Source organism: Yersinia aldovae ATCC 35236, from assembly GCF_000173735.1.
GTDB classification, from domain to species: Bacteria; Pseudomonadota; Gammaproteobacteria; order Enterobacterales; family Enterobacteriaceae; genus Yersinia; species Yersinia aldovae.
Genome location: NZ_ACCB01000034.1, coordinates 25,978 through 44,661 on the forward strand (window position 1 = coordinate 25,978; position 18,684 = coordinate 44,661).

Genomic DNA, 18,684 nt, shown 5'->3' on the forward strand with positions numbered 1-18,684 from the left:
CCCCAATAGGGGGAAAAATCAGGCCGCTATAAATAACAGAAGGAAGGTAGGTTGGCAATTATTCCTGTCGCCTGCTTGACAATGATGTGAAGGAAGGCGTATTTGGCGAGCCACTCAATTCAATAATCGCTTCTTTATTCAGCGCTTGTTGATTAGAGCGTTTCGTCCAGTAATAGCGGTAAACGGGCATCCAGCGCGATACCGTCAGGCGATAGTTGAAAACCATAACAAATAACCTCCACTCCTGCTTGCTGAGCCTGAGCCAGCAATTCTGCATAGCGACTGTCAATGTGTCGGGCCGCAGAGACTTGTCTGATACCCGTATGCAATACGGCAAAAAAAAGTACTGCCCGGTGACCGTGGGCAACCATGCTTTGTAGTTCTCTAAGATGCTTTTGCCCTCGCAGAGTGACAGCATCTGGGAAATACCCACAGTGTTGTTGTAATAAGGTCACCGACTTGACTTCAATATAGCAGTTAGACCTATTTTCTGCCTGTAATAACAAGTCTATACGGCTGTTCTCATCCCCATATTTAATCTCTCTTTTGACAGAAGTGTAACCAGATAATTCAATTAGCTGGTTATTATCTATCGCTAAACTAGCTAACTCATTGGCACGTAGAGTATTTACGCAAATCCAATCACCGGTTTGGGTTTGAGTTAGCTCCCAACTGTGGGGATATTTCCGTTTCGGATTGTCCGATGTTGAGTACCAGACCGTATCCCCTGGAGTTGCACAACCGGTCATTGCTCCTGTATTAGCGCAATGAATGGTCAACGCTTCTCCGGCGGGCGTCACAATATCAGCTAAAAAGCGTTTATACCGCTTAATAAGTGTGGCTGGCTGTAACCTTGGGTTAAAAGATAACAATTTGGTGTCAAACAGCATTAAATTTCCTTTTCCTCACGGGCAGCCAGCGGCCAACTTTGCACTATTTTATAGCGGGTGCGGCCTCGGGCGAAGACGGATTCATACAGTGAAAAAGAATTCACAGGGAAAATTTCATTTGTGGTTCTGGCCGGAATGGCGACGGGGCGAATAGCTCCGCGGAATAAGGTGACATGGGGATGAAAAGGCAGTGGTGTTTGGTAACAGCCACTACGCGCTGCTTGCGAACGCAGTAACTGAGCCAACTGTAACAGTCCGCGCGGGGGATTTTTACAGCCCAACCACACCACGCCGGAGCCGGGCCAATGGCCGATATCATCCAATGTGACATTAAAACCAGGCTGACTGATGCGCCCGGCTTGTTGCTGTAAGACCTGTGCTTTGGCGTGACTGACCTCGCCGAGAAACGCCAGCGTCAGGTGAAGGTTAGCCGCAGCAATAGGTCGGCCAGCTTGTGGCGGGAAGTTATCTGCTCGCCATTGCACCATATTTTGTTGCAAGGTATCAGGCAGTGTCAGGGCAAAAAACAGACGCCTAAAGCTAGTTTTATCAACGGTATTAATCATTAGGCTGGCATAATCACTCGGCTAAATACGCTATACGGTCATGATGTTACAATGACTGACGATGAAAGTAGAGAGTATGGGGAAGAATGTGGTGAGTCAGAGAGAAAATAATGCGCAGATGGGCGCTTTACCGGTAGGTGAAGTGCTCAGTGAGATTTTGTCTGCGTTGCGAACCTCACCGCAAGTTTTGCTCCATGCCCCTACCGGGGCCGGTAAATCGACGTGGCTACCGCTGCAAATTCTAAAATATAGCGGATTGCCAGGCCGGATTATTATGTTGGAACCCCGACGGCTGGCGGCGAAAAATGTGGCTTACCGTTTGGCTCAGCAATTGGGTGAACAGCCGGGGCAGACCGTGGGTTACCGGATGCGAGCCGAAAGCAAAAGCGGGCCGAATACCCGCCTTGAGGTGGTAACCGAGGGTATTTTGACCCGCATGCTTCAGCAAGATGCCGAGCTTACCGGCGTTTCATTGGTGATTCTCGATGAATTTCACGAACGCAGTTTGCAGGCTGATTTGGCGCTGGCGCTGTTACTTGATGTGCAGCAAGGGCTGCGTAATGATCTCAAACTGCTGATTATGTCCGCCACGCTGGATAACCTGCGCCTTTCTGCATTGCTGCCATCCGCCCCAGCGATTGTCTCTGCCGGGCGCAGCTTTCCTGTCGATCGCAGCTATCAGCCCTTATCGAGCCATGAACGGCTGGAGGACGGTGTTGCGAATCGCGTTAAACGATTATTGAACGAGCAAACCGGTTCTTTGCTGCTCTTTTTACCCGGTGTCAGTGAGATTCATCGCGTTATGGAACGGTTACACGGCCAAGTTGCCCGTGATACTGACCTTTGCCCACTGTACGGCGCACTGCCGCTCAGTGAGCAGCAAAAAGCCATTCAACCGGCCCCGGCTGGGCGGCGCAAAGTGGTGCTGGCAACCAATATTGCTGAAACCAGTCTGACCATCGAAGGTATTCGGTTGGTGGTGGATAGTGGGCTGGAACGGGTGGCGCGTTTTGATGTCAAAAATGGCCTGACCCGTTTGGTAACGCAACGCATCAGCCAGGCATCGATGGTGCAACGAGCCGGTCGTGCCGGGCGGTTGGAACCGGGCATTTGCTGGCATCTGTTTGCCAAAGATCAGGGCGAGCGGGCTGCGGAATACAGCGAGCCGGAAATCCTTAATAGTGATTTATGTAACCTGTGGCTGGAACTGCTGAACTGGGGATGTCAGGATGTGGCGCAACTGAGTTGGCTGGATCAACCGCCATCGGCTGCTCTGGCTGTCGCCCGCGACTTGTTGCTGCGGTTAGGGGGCATCAATGTGAACGGCCATTTAACCGGAGCAGGGCGCACGATGGCGACGCTGGGCTGTGACCCCCGCCTGGCCGCCATGTTGTGTGCCGGTGCAGCACAAAGCCCCGACGCACTGGCAACGGCGGCGCTGCTGGCAGCCATTTTGGAAGAACCGCCGCGTTCCGGCCAGATTGATTTACATGATTGGCTTAGTCACCCGCAACCCCACTGGCTGCGGCGAGCAAGGCAGTTGACGCAACGCTTTAATCAACGCGCTGGCAGTATTGACAGCTCACTGGCAGGCCAATTGTTGGCGCAGGCTTATCCGGACAGGGTGGCGCAACAGCGAGGGCAGGATGGTCGCTACCTGCTGGCTAACGGAATCGGCGCGGCAATGGCACAAGACGAGGCGTTATCCCGTGCCCCTTGGCTGGTGGTTGCCGGGTTACTACAAAGCCACAGCGGGCCGGATGCGCGCATTTTACTGGCATTACCGATTGACATTGAATCGTTGGCTAAGCAATTACCACAGCTCGTTGAAGAACGCACCGTGGTGGAGTGGGATGAAGATAAAGGCACGCTGCGCGCCTGGCGGCGCTGGCAAATTGGGCGATTAACCTTACGGGCGCAACCATTAGCGAAACCGAGTGATGAAGCATTGCAATCGGCATTGCTAAACTGGGTGCGCGAGCAAGGGATGCAAGTCCTTAATTGGGATGAAAATGCCGAGCAGCTCCGCACCCGCTTACAATGCGCCAGCCGCTGGCTGCCAGAAGAGCCGTGGCCTGCGGTGGATGATGACAGTTTACTGGGCAAACTGGAGCTATGGTTGCAGCCGTCGTTATCCGGTGTGCGGGATTTGCGCAGATTACGGCAAGTGAATATTAGTGAGGCATTAACCCGTTTGTTGAGCTGGCAGTTACGTCAACGGCTGGATACTGAGCTGCCAACTCATTACACTGTGCCCACCGGTAGTCGTCTGCCAATCCGTTATTATATTGATCGGCCCCCGGTGTTGGCTGTGCGTTTGCAGGAAGTGTTTGGTGAACAGCACAGTCCGATGTTGGCAAGCGGGCGGGTGGCGGTAGTGCTAGAGCTGCTCTCCCCGGCACATCGGCCATTGCAGATTACCGGCGATCTCGCCGCTTTCTGGCAAGGGGCCTATCGCGAGGTACAAAAAGAGATGAAAGGGCGCTATCCCAAACATGTCTGGCCGGATGATCCCGCGAATACCCGGCCAACACGCAGGATCAAGAAGTATCAGGATAACTAACAACATCTGGCCAACAGCCAATAATTTCAGATGTTTCCCCTTTCTATTCGATAAATTGGGGAATATATGATACCCAAAGTAATTCGAGTTGCAGGAAGGCAGCAAGCCAGAGACAAATTGGTTGTAAACCACTTTGAACAGCGCTTGCGCTGGCCCGCAGGGTGAGGCTCTGATGAGGCTCATAGTCCCGATAAGCATACTGTAGTCAGTGATTCGGGTGATTGAACGCAGCCAACGCGTATGCAGCTTGAAGTATGACGGGTATAAGTCGCAATAATCGCCAACGCGCGTGGAGAGAAAGACATGTCTGGGGATGACCGCGAGCCAATTGGACGTAAGGGCAAGAAAGCCCAACCCAAAGCTGCACCGAAACGGCCACTGCGCCGGCGGCGTGATGAAGATGAATACGAAGAAGAGCATTTTGATGACGAAGAGTATGACGATGATGACTACGATGATGAGGAAGAACCGATGCCAAGAAAGGTAGCATCACGTCCGCCACGTAAAAAACGCCGCTGGCTCGGCTTGTTTATCAAACTGTTCTTGGTCGGTGCCGTGGTGCTGGCTATTTACGGGGTTTACCTCGACTCGCAAATTCGCAGCCGTATCGATGGCAAAGTCTGGCAATTGCCCGCTGCCGTTTATGGACGTATGGTTAATCTCGAACCGGGCATGTCTTATAGCAAAAAAGAGATGATCGATTTGCTGGAAGGGATGCAATACCGGCAGGTCACCCGTATGACACGCCCGGGTGAGTTCACTGTTCAGGGTGACAGCATTGATATCCTGCGCCGGCCGTTTGATTTCCCGGATGCGAAAGAGGGGCAGATCCGCGCCCGTTTGGTGTTTAAAAACGATCGTCTGGCCCAGATCCAAAATCTGGATAGCCAGCGTGATTTTGGCTTCCTGCGCCTTGATCCTAAGCTTATCACCATGTTGCAATCCCCGAATGGTGAGCAACGCCTGTTTGTGCCGCGAGCCGGTTTCCCTGATTTGTTGGTCGATACCTTGCTGGCAACCGAAGACCGCCATTTCTATGAACATGATGGTATCAGCCCGTACTCTATTGGCCGTGCAGCTATCGCCAACCTGACCGCCGGAAAAGCGGTGCAGGGCGGCAGTACTCTGACACAACAGTTGGTGAAAAACCTGTTCCTGACCAATGAGCGTTCGCTGTGGCGTAAACTTAACGAAGCTTATATGGCGTTGCTGGTCGATTACCGTTACAGCAAAGACCGGATACTGGAACTGTATCTGAACGAAGTCTATCTCGGTCAGAGTGGTAGCGATCAGATTCGGGGTTTCCCGCTGGCGAGTCTCTATTACTTCGGCCGCCCGGTAAACGAACTGAGCCTTGATCAGCAAGCCATGCTGGTGGGTATGGTCAAAGGGGCATCGCTGTACAACCCGTGGCGTAACCCAACACTGGCACTTGAGCGGCGTAATTTGGTGCTGCGTTTGTTGCAAAATCAGGGCATTATCGACGCCGAGCTTTATACCATGCTCAGTGCTCGCCCGTTGGGTGTGCAGCCCAAAGGCGGCGTCATTACGCCCCAACCGGCCTTTATGCAGATGGTACGTCAGGAGCTGCAACAGAAGCTGGGCGACAAGATAAACGATCTGTCCGGTGTGAAGATCTTCACCACGCTGGATCCGGTTTCACAAGATGCGGCAGAAAAAGCCATCGAAGACGGGATTCCAGCGCTGAAAGCGGCCCGTCATCTGGATGATCTGGAAGCGGCAATGGTGATAGTTGACCGCTTCAGTGGTGAGGTACGTGCTATGGTCGGTGGGGCGCAGCCGCAATATGCCGGTTTTAACCGCGCAATGCAGGCTCGCCGTTTGGTCGGTTCTCTTGCCAAGCCGCCAACCTATCTGACCGCCCTGAGCCAGCCGGATAAATACCGCCTTAATACCTGGCTTGCAGATCAACCGCTGTCGATCAAATTGCCAAACGGCACATCGTGGCAGCCGAAAAACTACGATCGCCAGTTCCGGGGGCAGGTGATGTTAGTCGATGGGTTGGCTAACTCGCTGAACGTGCCAACGGTCAATCTGGGTATGTCGGTTGGGCTGGATCAGATAAGTACTATGTTGCAGCGTCTGGGCATCCCGAAAGCGGTAATTACTCCGGTTCCGGCCATGTTGTTGGGCGCAATAGATCTGACGCCAATCGAAGTGGCGCAGGAGTATCAGACTATCGCCAGTGGTGGCAATCGTGCGCCGCTGTCTGCTGTGCGCTCAGTGATTGCAGAAGACGGCACCGTGCTGTATCAGAGCTTCCCGCAGGCGGAGCGCATGGTGCCTGCACAGGCGGCTTATCTGACACTTTATGCAATGCAACAAGGGGTTGCGCGCGGGACATCCCGTTCGCTGTCGGTAAAATTCTCTAAATATACGCTGGCGGCTAAAACCGGTACCACCAACGACCTGCGTGATAGCTGGTTTGCCGGTATCGATGGTAAAGAAGTGGCAATCGCCTGGGTTGGGCGTGACAACAATGGCCCGGCGAAACTGACCGGTGCCAATGGTGCGTTGACACTGTATCGCCGCTATTTGGAGAACCAAACTCCGCTGCCGTTGGTATTGCAACCACCGGAAGGGATTAGCCAGATGAACATTGATTCGGCGGGTAACTTTGTCTGCGGTGATGCCAGTGGTATGCGCTCCATCCCTGTCTGGACTGAGAACCCACAAGGGCTGTGTCAGGCGGCTCAACCTACTCAGGCAGATACCAAGCCGGATGGCGATGGTGTCGCAGGTTGGATCAAAGATATGTTCGGTCAGTAATGTTTTGCTGATTGGCACGGTTGTGATAACCGTGCCAATCACTGTCGTTCCTCTGCCTCCCACAATTCCAGCCTATTCAATCGCCACGGTATTGCGCTTGCAGTTCGCTGTGAGTTACGCATAAACTACCTGCTTTGATAATTATTTCACTTTGATAACTATTATCGTTTCGATTCACTTTCTCGCTATCTTCCGATAACGTTTGGGTCGTAATAACCATCAAATTTGTTAACTTTTAATTGCGCACAGCAGGGTACCATTTTGGACCAACAGGCAAGCCAACCCAGCACTTTCATGCTTCGCGAACTGAGTTTCTCGGTTCCCAGCCGAACCTTATTACAGCCACTGTCACTTACCTTTCCACAGGGAAAAGTCTGCGGCTTAATTGGCCATAACGGTTCCGGCAAATCGACACTGTTAAAAATGCTGGGTCGCCACCAACTGCCTTCCAGTGGCGATGTTCTGCTTAATGATGTGCCGCTGGCTCAATGGGATAGCAAAGCTTTTGCGCGCGAAGTAGCGTATTTGCCGCAGCAGTTACCGGCAGCCGAAGGGATGACCGTGCGTGAGCTGGTGGCGATTGGCCGCTACCCATGGCATGGTGCGTTAGGCCGTTTTGGTCAGAAAGATCGCCTGCAAGTAGAAGAGGCGATTGCGTTAGTCGATTTGAAACCGCTGGCAGGGCGTTTGGTGGACAGCTTGTCCGGTGGTGAGCGGCAGCGGGCTTGGTTGGCGATGCTGGTGGCGCAAAATAGCCGTTGTTTGTTGCTTGATGAGCCGACTTCTGCGCTGGATATCGCACATCAGGTAGAGGTTCTGGGGCTAATTCAGCACCTCAGTCACGAACGTGGCCTGACCGTCATTGCCGTGTTACACGATATCAATATGGCCGCTCGCTATTGTGACCATTTGGTCGCGCTGCGCGGTGGTGAAATGATAGCGCAAGGCCCGGCAGACTGCCTGATGGAGGGCAAGGTCTTGGAGCAAATCTACGGTATCCCCATGGGGATCTTGCCACATCCGGCCGGTGGCGCGCCGGTAAGTTTCGTTTATTAATGAAAATGTTGTCAACCTTGGTTCAACGCCACTCATCGGCACCGGATTATACTCGCCGCCGATTACTCACTGCTTTGGCATTGTCGCCGCTACTGTTTGCCCTACCGGGACGGGCGACGAATGTGCCTCAAATTGATATAAATCGCATAGTTGCACTGGAATGGCTACCGGTTGAATTACTGCTGGCACTGGGGGTAACCCCTTATGGGGTGGCGGATATTCATAATTACCGGTTATGGGTTGAAGAGCCTAACTTACCTGCCAGTGTGATTGATGTCGGTCAGCGTACTGAGCCAAATCTGGAGTTATTGCAACAGATGGCTCCGTCGCTGATTTTAATGTCGCAAGGCTATGGCCCTTCGCCAGAAAAACTCTCGCCAATCGCGCCTTCCATGAATTTTGCTTTTAATGAACAGGGCAGCTCCCCGCTGGCGGTAGGTAAAAACTCATTACGCACTCTGGGGCAGCGCTTGGGGCTAGATGCTGTTGCAAATCAACATATTGCAGACTTTGACGACTTTATAGCATCAGCCCGCTTGCGGCTGTGTGATGATTGTCAGTCACCCTTATTGATGTTCACTCTGCTCGATACTCGCCATGCGCTAATTATCGGTCAGGGCAGCCTGTTTCAGGATGTTTTGAACAGCTTAGGCATTGAAAATGCCTGGCAGGGCGAAACCAATTTTTGGGGCAGCACCGTGGTGGGCATTGAGCGTCTGGCGACGATAAAGTCGGGCCGGGCAATCTATTTCGGGCATGGTAATAGTGAAATGTTACAACAAGTTGCCCGTACCCCGCTGTGGCAATCCATCTCTTTTGTACGCGACAATCAGTTACGAACAGTACCTGCGGTCTGGTTCTACGGTGCGACGCTGTCAGCGATGCGCTTTGTCCGTTTATTGGAACAGGCATGGGGTAAATCATCATGATGATGAATACCTCGCGCAAGAGCCTTCCGCTACCTGTGGGTTTACTGAGTTTGCTTTTGATTACAGCAGTAGCATTGACGCTATACAACTTGTGCCAATTATTACCGGTTTCATTGTGGGCTGAGGCGTTGTGGCGGCCAGATAGTGATGATGTGCGCCAAATGTTATTTTATTACAGTCAGTTACCCAGATTGGTCGTCGCGCTACTCACCGGTGCCGGGCTGGGGTTAGTGGGGGTGTTATTCCAGCAAGTGCTGCGTAATCCACTGGCTGAACCGGCCACGCTTGGCGTAGCCGCCGGTGCCCAACTTGGCTTGACGGTCGCGACCTTGTGGATGCTACCGGGCGGTGAACTGACCCGCCAACTGGCGGCAATGGCCGGAGGGACGGCTATCGGCGCGTTGGTTTTTGGCGTGGCTTGGGGTAAACGCTTATCGCCTGTTACCTTGATTTTAGCGGGATTGGTTCTCGGCCTGTACTGCGGTGCGGTAAATGGTTTGCTGGCGCTATTTAACTATGACCAACTGCAAGGACTGTTTTTGTGGAGCAGCGGCGCGTTGAACCAGCAGGACTGGAGTACCGTACAGTTTATTCTGCCACGCTTATTGATCACCTGCGTATTGGCTGCGTTACTGATTCGCCCATTAACCCTTTTGGGGCTGGATGACGGTATTGCCCGTAATTTGGGCTTGGGATTATCATTGGCACGCCTGAGCGCATTGGGTGTGGCAATCCTATTCAGTGCAATGTTAGTTAACGCGGTAGGTGTGATTGGATTTATTGGTCTGTTTGCGCCGTTACTGGCAAAAGTTCTCGGTGCGCGACGGTTAGCACAGCGCTTGATTCTGGCACCGATCATCGGGGCGTTACTGTTATGGGTTACCGATCAGAGCATCATCTGGCTGACGCAAGTTTGGCGGGAGATTCCTACCGGTGCTGCGACCGCATTAATCGGCGCTCCGCTACTGTTGTGGCTGCTGCCGCGTTTACACAGTGCTAGCGCCCCAAATATGGATTTTGGCGGCCATGTTCCGGTTGAACGCCAGCGTTTGCGATTATGGGCCGGTGCCGGTTTACTGTTATTGCTGGCGGGGATGATTGTCGCGTTGATGTTTGGGCGTGATAGCCAGGGCTGGAGTTGGGCCAGCGGTGATCAGATACAGGCGTTGTTACACTGGCGCTGGCCACGGGTGCTGGCAGCATTGGCTGCTGGCATGATGCTGGCGGTAGCAGGAACTTTAATCCAAAAACTGACCGGCAACCCAATGGCTAGCCCTGAAGTGCTGGGCATTAGCTCGGGGGCGGCGTTTGGTGTCGTGATTATGTTATTCATCGTACCGGGTAATGCATTGGTGTGGTTGCTACCTGCGGGTAGTTTAGGCGCGGCGGTAACGCTGTTACTGATTATGGTGGTTGCCGGGCGAGGGGGGTTCTCTCCGGGTCGAATGCTGTTGGCGGGCATTGCGATCAGCACCGCCTTTACCACCGTAATCACCATGTTGCTGGCCAGTGGCGATCCACGTATGCGAGGAGTGCTGGCATGGATTTCAGGTTCAACCTACGCTGTTGGTAGCCAGCAGGCATTGACCACTGGGCTAATTGCCGTGATATTGATAGCGTTAGCACCGCTGTGCCGCCGCTGGTTAGTTATCCTGCCACTGGGAGGGGCAACGGCCAGATCATTAGGTATGGCGCTGGCACCGAGCCGGTTAGCGATTTTACTGCTAGCCGCCTGTTTAACCGCCGCCGCTACGCTGACAGTCGGCCCGTTAAGTTTTCTTGGCCTGATGGCACCCCATATGGCTCGTATGCTCGGTTTCCGCCGTGCAATCCCCCAACTGATGATTGCCGCAATGTTGGGGGGCCTACTGATGATATTTGCCGACTGGTGTGGGAGGATGTTGCTATTTCCTAACCAGATCCCGGCAGGGTTATTAGCGACGTTTATCGGTGCACCGTATTTTGTTTATTTATTACGCAAACAAGGGCGGTGATTTTACTGTCAGTCAACTGTACCACCAATGTGATATACAAATATGATATTGGGTGATGCAGTTTTAAAAGAAATCCCCACGATTTCATCACATATTTTGTCCATTAATAATCATGGCAGTAATGTTATTTTGTGAATAATATTCGTTCATTTTATAGCACACTGCTTTGGTCGGGGATATTCATAATATAATTAACATCGATAATAAAATGATGCATTCTCCTTTTTATCTGTGTCATTAATTCCTGGTATATTGTCGGGTGTTAGCCTGTTTTTTTTCGGCCATAAACAGACCAAATAACAACAACCGATAGAGCATAGAATGCTAAAATACATAATATGGCTGTAATGACAGACCCGGTCATTGCCAGCGAAGAACCCATGATTTTAGGAATAAAGAAACCACCAGACGCACCGATAACAGAAATAAAACCCAATGCTGTTGCTGTGTCTGCAACCGCATGGCGCTGGGCATCTTCATCACTACCGCCCTGTGCTTTAATCCGGTTAGCAGAGACTTTACGAAATACGACGGCGATCATCTGGTAGGTTGAACCACTACCAAAACCAGCAGTAACAAATAACATCATAAAAATACAGAAGAAAGCTGCGAACGAGCCGTTGTTGTTAGCATCTGGTAAGGTGAAGATCAGCATCAATATCAAGATTGCCATCAAGACAAAATTTGCCGCCGTCACTAAAGCCCCGCCAAAGCGGTCAGCAAGGATTCCACCTAAAGAACGGGCCAATGCCCCAAGAAATGGCCCAAAAAAGGCGAAATATAAAATCTCGATCTCAGGAAACTGGACGGTCGATAACATGGCAAAAGCTGCCGCATAGCCAATAAAGGAGCCATAAGAGGCGAAATACAACAGCCCCAGTACCCATAAGTGACCATTTTTTAAAATTCCCAATTGACTATTTAATGAGGGTTTCTGTATTGCGAGGTCATTCATACCAAACCAGGCCAGTAAGGTTGCGATGCTCAACGGAATCACCCAGATCCATGCTGCATTCTCTAGCCACATTCTTTCGCCATTGGCTAATTCTTTACCTTCACTGCCAAAAAAGCTGAATAAAGAAATTGAGATTATAACGGGTACAATCAATTGCATGGCACTGACGCCCAGATTACCAAAACCACCGTTATAACCGAGAGCTTGCCCCTGTTTATCCTTTGGATAAAAGAAGCTGATATTTCCCATGCTGGATGCAAAGTTTGCACCGGCGAAACCGCAAAGGAGTGCAATAAGAACAAAGGTTTCGAAGGTTGTGGACAGGTCTTGCACGGCAAATCCTAGCCAGGCGCAAGGAATAATCAAAAAGCCAGTGCTAATTGCAGTCCAGCGGCGACCACCGAAGATGGGCACCATAAAGGAATAAGGAATACGTAATAATGTTCCTGACACAGAGGGTAATGCTGCCAATAGAAATAATTTCTCTGAGGCGAAAGTAAAACCAATATGATTCAAATTTACGGCTAATGCGCTAAATAACATCCAAACGCAGTATGCTAATAGCAGGCAGGCAATGGAAATATATAAATTTCTCTTGGCTATATGTTGCCCTGTCTGCTCCCAGAATGTTGTGTTTTCTGGTTGCCAGTGGGACAGTAAACTACCTTTTTCATTGTTATATACATTCGATGTTTGCGTCATGAAATCCTCTTTCTAATTCATTTAGATTCGCTCTCATTCTTTTGAGTTATTACCAAGATCTGAGAGTAAATGTTGTAGCCCATCTCAGCTTCCTATTGTTATCACAGCACATAATATGTATTTAATATTTGTTTTTTCATTAATACAACTTAAATTAACTTGTTATTTCATTAAAAGTAATTAATTTAAAATTAATAATGTTATTAATTGTTTTATGATAGACATTTATGTTTTTAATCATGACGAAGTGATAGATAAACTATTTGTTTTAGTATCTTTGGGCGGGCAGATTGAAAAAAACCTAAATTCTGTGGAAAACAGAACTCAGGTTTTCTGTTGTAGTTTAAAATCACCTCAGTAAAGAGATGGCTTTCTATCTATTTGAAATCAAGTATCCATCAATATTAAAGTTTAGCGAAGCACCGGCGGGCGGCATCGATAGTCTTCTGGATATCTTCTTTACTGTGTGCCACAGACATAAAACCTGCTTCAAATGCGGAAGGAGCCAAATAGACGCCTTCGTCCAGCATCAAATGGAAGAAACGTTTAAAGCGTTCAACGTCACAATTCATCACATCCTGATAGCAGGTAACAGTTTCAGCGTGAGTAAAGAAAATACCGAACATGCCTCCGACATGATTTACCACTAGCGGGATATTCTCTGTTTTAGCTGCTTTTAACAGACCGTTTGCTAATGAGTCGGTCAGTTCAGTCAGCGTTTCATGTATACCCACCTGTGCGACTGCGGTCAGACAGGCAAAACCGGCTGCCATAGCGATAGGATTACCGGACAGCGTGCCAGCCTGATAAACCGGGCCAGTCGGTGCCAGCGCATCCATAACATCACGACGGCCGCCGAAAGCACCTACCGGCATACCACCACCAATGATTTTACCCAGGCAGGTCAGGTCAGGAACTACTTTGTAGTAATCCTGCGCGCCGGCTAAGGCGACACGAAAGCCGGTCATGACCTCATCGATAATCAGCAAGGCACCGAATTCATCACATAATTCACGCAGGCCAGGCAGGAACTCCGGTAACGGCGGAACGCAGTTCATGTTGCCTGCAACCGGTTCGACGATGATGCAAGCGACTTCCTGTGGGTATTGCTCAAAGGCTTCCCGCACGGAGGCCAGACAGTTATAGGTACAGGTTAGGGTATGTTTGGCAAAATCGGCAGGGACACCTGGAGAGTTTGGTTGGCCGAGGGTCAATGCGCCGGAACCTGCTTTTACCAGCAGGCAATCTGCGTGACCGTGATAGCAACCTTCGAATTTGATGATTTTATCGCGGCCAGTAAAGCCCCGTGCCAGGCGGATAGCACTCATGGTAGCTTCTGTGCCAGAGTTGACCATTCGTACCATGTCCATTGTTGGCACCAGATTAGTGACCAACTCAGCCATTTTGACTTCCATTTCAGTTGGCGCACCGAAACTTAAACCACGTTCAACGGCTTCAATCACCGCCTGGCGGATAGCCGGATGATTGTGGCCCAAGACCATCGGCCCCCAAGAGCCAACATAGTCAATGTAAGCTTTCCCATCGACATCAAACAGATAAGCGCCGTCAGCACGTTCAATAAATAGCGGAATGCCCCCAACACCGGTGAATGCACGTACCGGAGAGTTAACCCCGCCTGGAATTAACTTTTTTTGCCTCGGCATACAGAGTTTCAGATTTATTCATAAACTGGCTCCTAAATTGGTATTGGCTCACTCAGGCCAAATGAAGAATGCTGCTTATTCTAAAGAACTGACAGCGGTTATCAAATGATTGGGCATATTTAACGCTTAGCTTGCGCGGCGTGCCGCAAATCATCAGAAATAACAGTCGCTATCAATAAAAGCGTCTTTCTGAGCCAGATCATTTCTCCAGCGCTTAAGCAGGCGCATCATATGTAACTGCGTTAGACTTACGCAATTGCATATTTGTATTACTTATTAACTAATCGATAAACATATTAATTATGACTGATTCAACATCAAATATTGCTGCTGAAAGTGTCACTGAACTTAAGCGTGGTCGCTTTATCAGAGCATTGGTTAATCGTGATAAGACGCCGTTGGTGATCCTTCTCATGGCCGCTCTCGTCGGGGTTATCACCGGTTTACTCGGTGTTGCATTTGATAGAGGCGTTGATTGGATTCAGCAACAGCGGTTGGCAACACTGGCGAAGGTGGCTGACTATGCGATTCTGGTGTGGCCGCTGGCTTTTATTATGTCGGCTCTGCTGGCAATGATGGGCTATTTTTTGGTTCGTCGTTTTGCGCCGGAGGCGGGTGGTTCGGGGATACCCGAAATTGAGGGGGCGATGGAAGAGGTGCGGCCGGTGCGCTGGTGGCGGGTTATTCCGGTTAAATTTATCGGCGGCCTCGGCACCTTGGGGGCGGGTATGGTATTAGGTCGTGAGGGACCGATGGTACAGATGGGGGGGAATAGTGGGCGCATGGTTGTGGATATCTTTCGGTTGCGCAGCCCTGAAGCCCGCCACTCATTATTAGCCACCGGTGCGGCAGCCGGTCTGTCTGCGGCATTCAACGCACCTCTGGCTGGGATTTTGTTTGTTATTGAAGAGATGCGCTCGCAGTTCCGTTACAGCCTGGTTTCGATCAAAGCGGTCTTTGTTGGTGTCATTACTTCGACTATTGTTTATCGTTATTTTAATGGCGAACGTTCAGTTATTGATGTCGGTAAGTTGAGTGAAGTTCCGCTGAATACCTTATGGCTCTACCTGCTGTTAGGTATTGTTTTTGGTGCCGTGGGGGTGATTTTCAATGCATTAATATTCCGTACACAAGATATGTTTATGCGTTTTCATGGCGGTGATTGGCGTAAACTGGTGTTGATTGGCGGCCTGTTAGGAGGAATGTGCGGTTTATTAGCATTGATTCATGGTGAGGCAGTTGGCGGTGGTTTTGCGCTGATCCCTATCGCGGTGGCGGGCAACTTTAGTATTGGTATGCTGCTATTCATATTTATTGTGCGGGTTGTCACTACCTTACTGTGCTTTGGTTCAGGTGCTCCGGGCGGGATATTTGCACCGATGCTGGCATTAGGAACCATTCTTGGAACCGCCTTTGGTCTGGCCTGCGCGCATCTATTCCCGCAATATGGCATTGAGGTAGGGACTTTTGCCATCGCAGGTATGGGGGCACTGTTTGCCGCTTCAGTTCGTGCGCCGCTGACCGGTTTGGTGCTAGTTTTGGAAATGACCGATAACTATCAACTTATTTTACCAATGATAGTGACATGCCTGGGGGCGACATTAATCGCGCAGTTTATGGGGGGGAAACCCTTGTATTCTGCTATCTTAGCCCGCACATTACAAAGACAAGCGCAAGCGGTGGTGGTTGAAAATGATGCTCAAACAGGCAGATAATATATAACATTAGCCAGCAATACTTGAATGAATTACTCAGGTATTGGATAATTGATCCTTAGATCAGGCTGCCATTGTAGTAACCTGCAACTCGAACACCGGTTGGGAGTGATGAGTATGAGCGATGAAACAGTACTGCCCCTACAGTTTACCGAGGCAGCGGCGAAGAAAGTTAAACTGCTGATTTCTGATGAGGAAAACCCGAATCTGAAACTGCGGGTTTACATTACCGGTGGCGGATGCAGCGGGTTCCAGTATGGCTTTACTTTTGATGACCAAATCAACGATGGCGATATGACCATTGAGAAGCAAGGTGTTGAATTGGTAGTTGATCCAATGAGTCTGCAATATCTGGTTGGTGGTGCGGTGGATTACACCGAAGGGTTAGAAGGTTCACGTTTTATCGTCACTAACCCGAATGCGAAGAGCACTTGTGGCTGCGGTTCCTCCTTTAGCGTTTAGTCCATTTGCCGAAATATTGGTATAAAAAAACCGCAACCTTCACCGTCGCGGTTTTTATCATCTGAATCGCCATTCTACAGTAAATCAGTTGTGTTATCGGACTATTGCTACTCAGCGATATGTTGCCTGGCGCAATAAAGGAATGACTGATTATTTAAGAACTTGAAGATCTGAATTACATAAATTCAGCCAATGAATCTATCAATGTTCTATTTCAAATGTGGGCAGTTTTAAGCGCCAGCGGATAGCGGCAAGCCGAATTCCGAGGGTAATGCCCATGCCCAGCATCATCGCCTGTTGCAATGGCATATTAAAAGTATAGAACGCGGTGGCATGAACGATGCCACCAATGATACAGGCTGTGGCATAAATCTCAGTTCGCAGGATCATGGGGATCTCGCGCGCTAAAACATCACGAATAATTCCGCCGCCAACACCGGTGATAACCCCCATACAAATTGCCACTAATGGGCTGGCCCCGGCAGCAAAGGCTTTATTTACGCCGATACCCACGAATACCGCCAAACCAATGGCATCAAGCACTGGTAGAATCCATTTCGGGGTGCGTCGGGGCTGGCGGACTAACAAAATAGTTGCCAGACAAGTCACCATTGCGACCACCAGATCGGTTGGATCTTTTACCCAAAACACGGGGCCATTAGCCAGTGCCATATCGCGAATAGTGCCGCCACCGACGGCGGTAACCACCCCCAATACCAGTACCCCGAATGGGTCCATGCGTAACTTCCCTGCCAGTAATACACCAGAAATAGCAAATACCGCAGTACCTAAAATATCCAGCCAATAAACCAGCATTAATGTGACTCCGCCACCGGGGTTGGGATACTGGCCATTTGTTGGCACAGCTGTTTAGCGGCCAGCAGAATACGTGGGCCTGCACGATTAAACCAGTCCTCATTAAGGGTTATGACGGGTGCGTCAATTTGTGGCTGCCAAAAAGCGCTGACGTTATCGGCTTGTGACTGTGTTCCACCGACGACGATCAGCTGTGGTTGACGGGTCATTACTTGCTCTCGGCTGACCTGCGGCCAAGGGACGGGACTTGCGGCAAAAATATTTTTACCGCCGCACAGCGAAACGACTTCGCTCTGCAAGGTGTGGCCAGAGCTGGTAAATAAGGGTTGTGTGCCAAATTGGAGGAAGGTGCGCAGTGGCTTATTACGTGCATAACGGCTGCGTAACTCCGCTACCTGCTGGCGGAACTGCTCCGCTGCCTGATGTGCCTGCTCTGGATGTGGGCTGTATTGCGCCAATTTATCCAGATCAGATGCAATCTGATCAAGGTTAATCGGATCAGAATAGAGGATCGGAATACCAAAAGCTGCCAGTTGATCCAGTGGACGCTGTGGATTACCGCCGCGCCAGGCGAGGATCAGATCTGGCTTTAAAGCCAGAATTCGCTCGACGTTAACTCCCTGCCATGATGCCACATGTTCAAGCTGTTTGGCTGCTTCTGGATAATCGGAGTAAGCGCTCACCGCTACCAATTTATCGCCTAAACCGGCGGCATACGCCAGCTCAGTGGTGCTGGGTGATAAACTGACAACTCGCTGTGCAGCCCAGAGGGGGAGTGTCAGCAGGCCGGTCAACAATATTGCACCCAGCCGTATCATAGAAACCCTACTGAACGGCATCATTAAGCGGGTTGACCCAGAGTGGCCAACATTGCTTCTATCATCCGAGTGGATTGTTTAGCCGCAACCACCAGGAACTCGTCAAAACTGAGGTGGGATTCCTGATCAGCCACGTCAGAAATGGCGCGAACGACAACAAAGGGCGTTTTGAACAAGTGGCATACATGGCCGATGGCGGCGGCTTCCATCTCTACCGCCGCTACTGTCGGGAAGGTTGCACGGATGCGTGCCAGAGGCGCTGCGCCATTAATAAAAGCATCACCGCTGCAAATCAGGCCGCGCACTGCGTTCAGATTCAATTGTTTGATGCAGTTTTCTGCCAATGCAATCAGCTCGGCATCAGCAACGAAAGCTGCCGGGCAGCCCGCCATTTGGCCGGGTTCATAGCCGAAAGCGGTCACATCAGCGTCGTGATAGCGCACTTCGTTGGAAACAACGATATCGCCGACTTTCAGGTTGGGGGCCAGGCCACCCGCAGAACCGGTGTTAATCACCATATCAGGCTGGCAATGCTCTAACAGCAAAGTCGTGCCCATTGCCGCAGAAACCTTACCGATGCCAGATTTAAGTAATGCAACGTCAATGCCATTCAATTGGCCGGTGTAAATTTCACAGCCAGCACGCGCCAGTGTTTCACGGTTTTTAATCTGGTCGCGCAGCAACGTCACTTCTTCTTCCATTGCGCCTATAATGCCTACTTTCATATGTATTCCCGCTGATTTAAAGAGTGAATTAGTCTGTAA

Annotated in this window: 13 protein-coding genes and 1 pseudogene; 7 read left to right on the forward strand and 7 right to left on the reverse strand. The window is 50.5% G+C overall.

Annotated elements, in window-relative coordinates; genetic code table 11:
* Positions 1-152 precede the first annotated feature (152 nt).
* Both sfsA and thpR read right to left on the reverse strand, forming a co-directional pair.
* Entirely contained in the window at positions 153-890 is a 738-nt protein-coding gene (sfsA, locus tag YALDO0001_RS14850) for a DNA/RNA nuclease SfsA (RefSeq protein WP_004704266.1), read from the reverse strand.
* Positions 890-1,456: an RNA 2',3'-cyclic phosphodiesterase gene (gene thpR / locus YALDO0001_RS14855; RefSeq protein WP_042840182.1), complete on the reverse strand. Its 567-nt coding sequence runs from the start codon at positions 1,454-1,456 to the stop codon at positions 890-892. Before thpR ends, sfsA begins: the two co-directional genes overlap by 1 nt.
* Positions 1,457-1,532: 76 nt before the next feature.
* Here thpR and hrpB point away from each other — a divergent pair, with 76 nt between their 5' ends.
* The 5 genes from hrpB (at position 1,533) to fhuB (ending at position 10,788) form a co-directional block, all read left to right on the forward strand.
* Positions 1,533-4,019 (forward strand): ATP-dependent helicase HrpB, encoded by a 2,487-nt coding sequence (gene hrpB, locus YALDO0001_RS14860; protein WP_042840184.1) that lies wholly within the window; start codon positions 1,533-1,535, stop codon positions 4,017-4,019.
* A gap of 303 nt (positions 4,020-4,322) precedes the next feature.
* On the forward strand, positions 4,323-6,809 hold the full coding sequence (gene mrcB, locus YALDO0001_RS14865) for a bifunctional glycosyl transferase/transpeptidase (RefSeq protein ID WP_004704270.1): 2,487 nt from the start codon (positions 4,323-4,325) through the stop codon (positions 6,807-6,809).
* A 261-nt stretch (positions 6,810-7,070) separates the two neighbouring features.
* Positions 7,071-7,865, forward strand: a complete 795-nt coding sequence (gene fhuC, locus YALDO0001_RS14870; RefSeq protein WP_042840185.1) for a Fe3+-hydroxamate ABC transporter ATP-binding protein FhuC — start codon at positions 7,071-7,073, stop codon at positions 7,863-7,865.
* Positions 7,865-8,794 carry a Fe(3+)-hydroxamate ABC transporter substrate-binding protein FhuD gene (fhuD, locus tag YALDO0001_RS14875; protein ID WP_042840186.1) on the forward strand — a complete coding sequence of 310 codons (930 nt, stop codon included), beginning with the start codon at positions 7,865-7,867 and terminating at the stop codon, positions 8,792-8,794. The genes fhuC and fhuD overlap by 1 nt, the downstream gene beginning before the upstream one ends.
* Complete coding sequence (gene fhuB, locus YALDO0001_RS14880; protein WP_042840188.1) at positions 8,791-10,788, forward strand: Fe(3+)-hydroxamate ABC transporter permease FhuB; 1,998 nt, start codon at positions 8,791-8,793, stop codon at positions 10,786-10,788. The genes fhuD and fhuB overlap by 4 nt, the downstream gene beginning before the upstream one ends.
* 262 nt (positions 10,789-11,050) lie before the next feature.
* On the opposite strand, the gene YALDO0001_RS14885 is transcribed toward fhuB, so the two are convergent.
* Together YALDO0001_RS14885 and hemL are read right to left on the reverse strand one after the other, a co-directional pair.
* The gene (locus YALDO0001_RS14885; RefSeq protein ID WP_004704275.1) at positions 11,051-12,445 is read right to left on the reverse strand and encodes a NarK family nitrate/nitrite MFS transporter; all 1,395 of its coding nucleotides are present in this window, start codon (positions 12,443-12,445) and stop codon (positions 11,051-11,053) included.
* Positions 12,446-12,849: 404 nt separating this feature from the next.
* Positions 12,850-14,131, reverse strand: a pseudogene (hemL, locus tag YALDO0001_RS14890) (glutamate-1-semialdehyde 2,1-aminomutase).
* Positions 14,132-14,411: 280 nt separating this feature from the next.
* Here hemL and clcA point away from each other — a divergent pair.
* Positions 14,412-15,824, forward strand: coding sequence for a H(+)/Cl(-) exchange transporter ClcA (clcA, locus tag YALDO0001_RS14895; protein WP_004704279.1), 1,413 nt, complete (start codon positions 14,412-14,414; stop codon positions 15,822-15,824).
* Positions 15,825-15,941: 117 nt separating this feature from the next.
* The gene (gene erpA / locus YALDO0001_RS14900) at positions 15,942-16,286 is read left to right on the forward strand and encodes an iron-sulfur cluster insertion protein ErpA (protein ID WP_004704282.1); all 345 of its coding nucleotides are present in this window, start codon (positions 15,942-15,944) and stop codon (positions 16,284-16,286) included.
* A 201-nt stretch (positions 16,287-16,487) separates the two neighbouring features.
* Here the strand turns inward: erpA and YALDO0001_RS14905 are convergent, their stop codons facing one another.
* From YALDO0001_RS14905 to mtnN, 3 genes are read right to left on the reverse strand one after another with little or no spacing between them, the layout of a single operon-like run.
* Entirely contained in the window at positions 16,488-17,102 is a 615-nt protein-coding gene (locus YALDO0001_RS14905) for a TRIC cation channel family protein (protein ID WP_042840189.1), read from the reverse strand.
* Positions 17,102-17,920 carry a vitamin B12 ABC transporter substrate-binding protein BtuF gene (gene btuF / locus YALDO0001_RS14910; RefSeq protein ID WP_004704284.1) on the reverse strand — a complete coding sequence of 273 codons (819 nt, stop codon included), beginning with the start codon at positions 17,918-17,920 and terminating at the stop codon, positions 17,102-17,104. Before btuF ends, YALDO0001_RS14905 begins: the two co-directional genes overlap by 1 nt.
* Before the next feature lie 23 nt (positions 17,921-17,943).
* Positions 17,944-18,645, reverse strand: a complete 702-nt coding sequence (gene mtnN, locus YALDO0001_RS14915; protein ID WP_004704286.1) for a 5'-methylthioadenosine/S-adenosylhomocysteine nucleosidase — start codon at positions 18,643-18,645, stop codon at positions 17,944-17,946.
* Between the last annotated feature and the right edge of the window lie 39 nt (positions 18,646-18,684).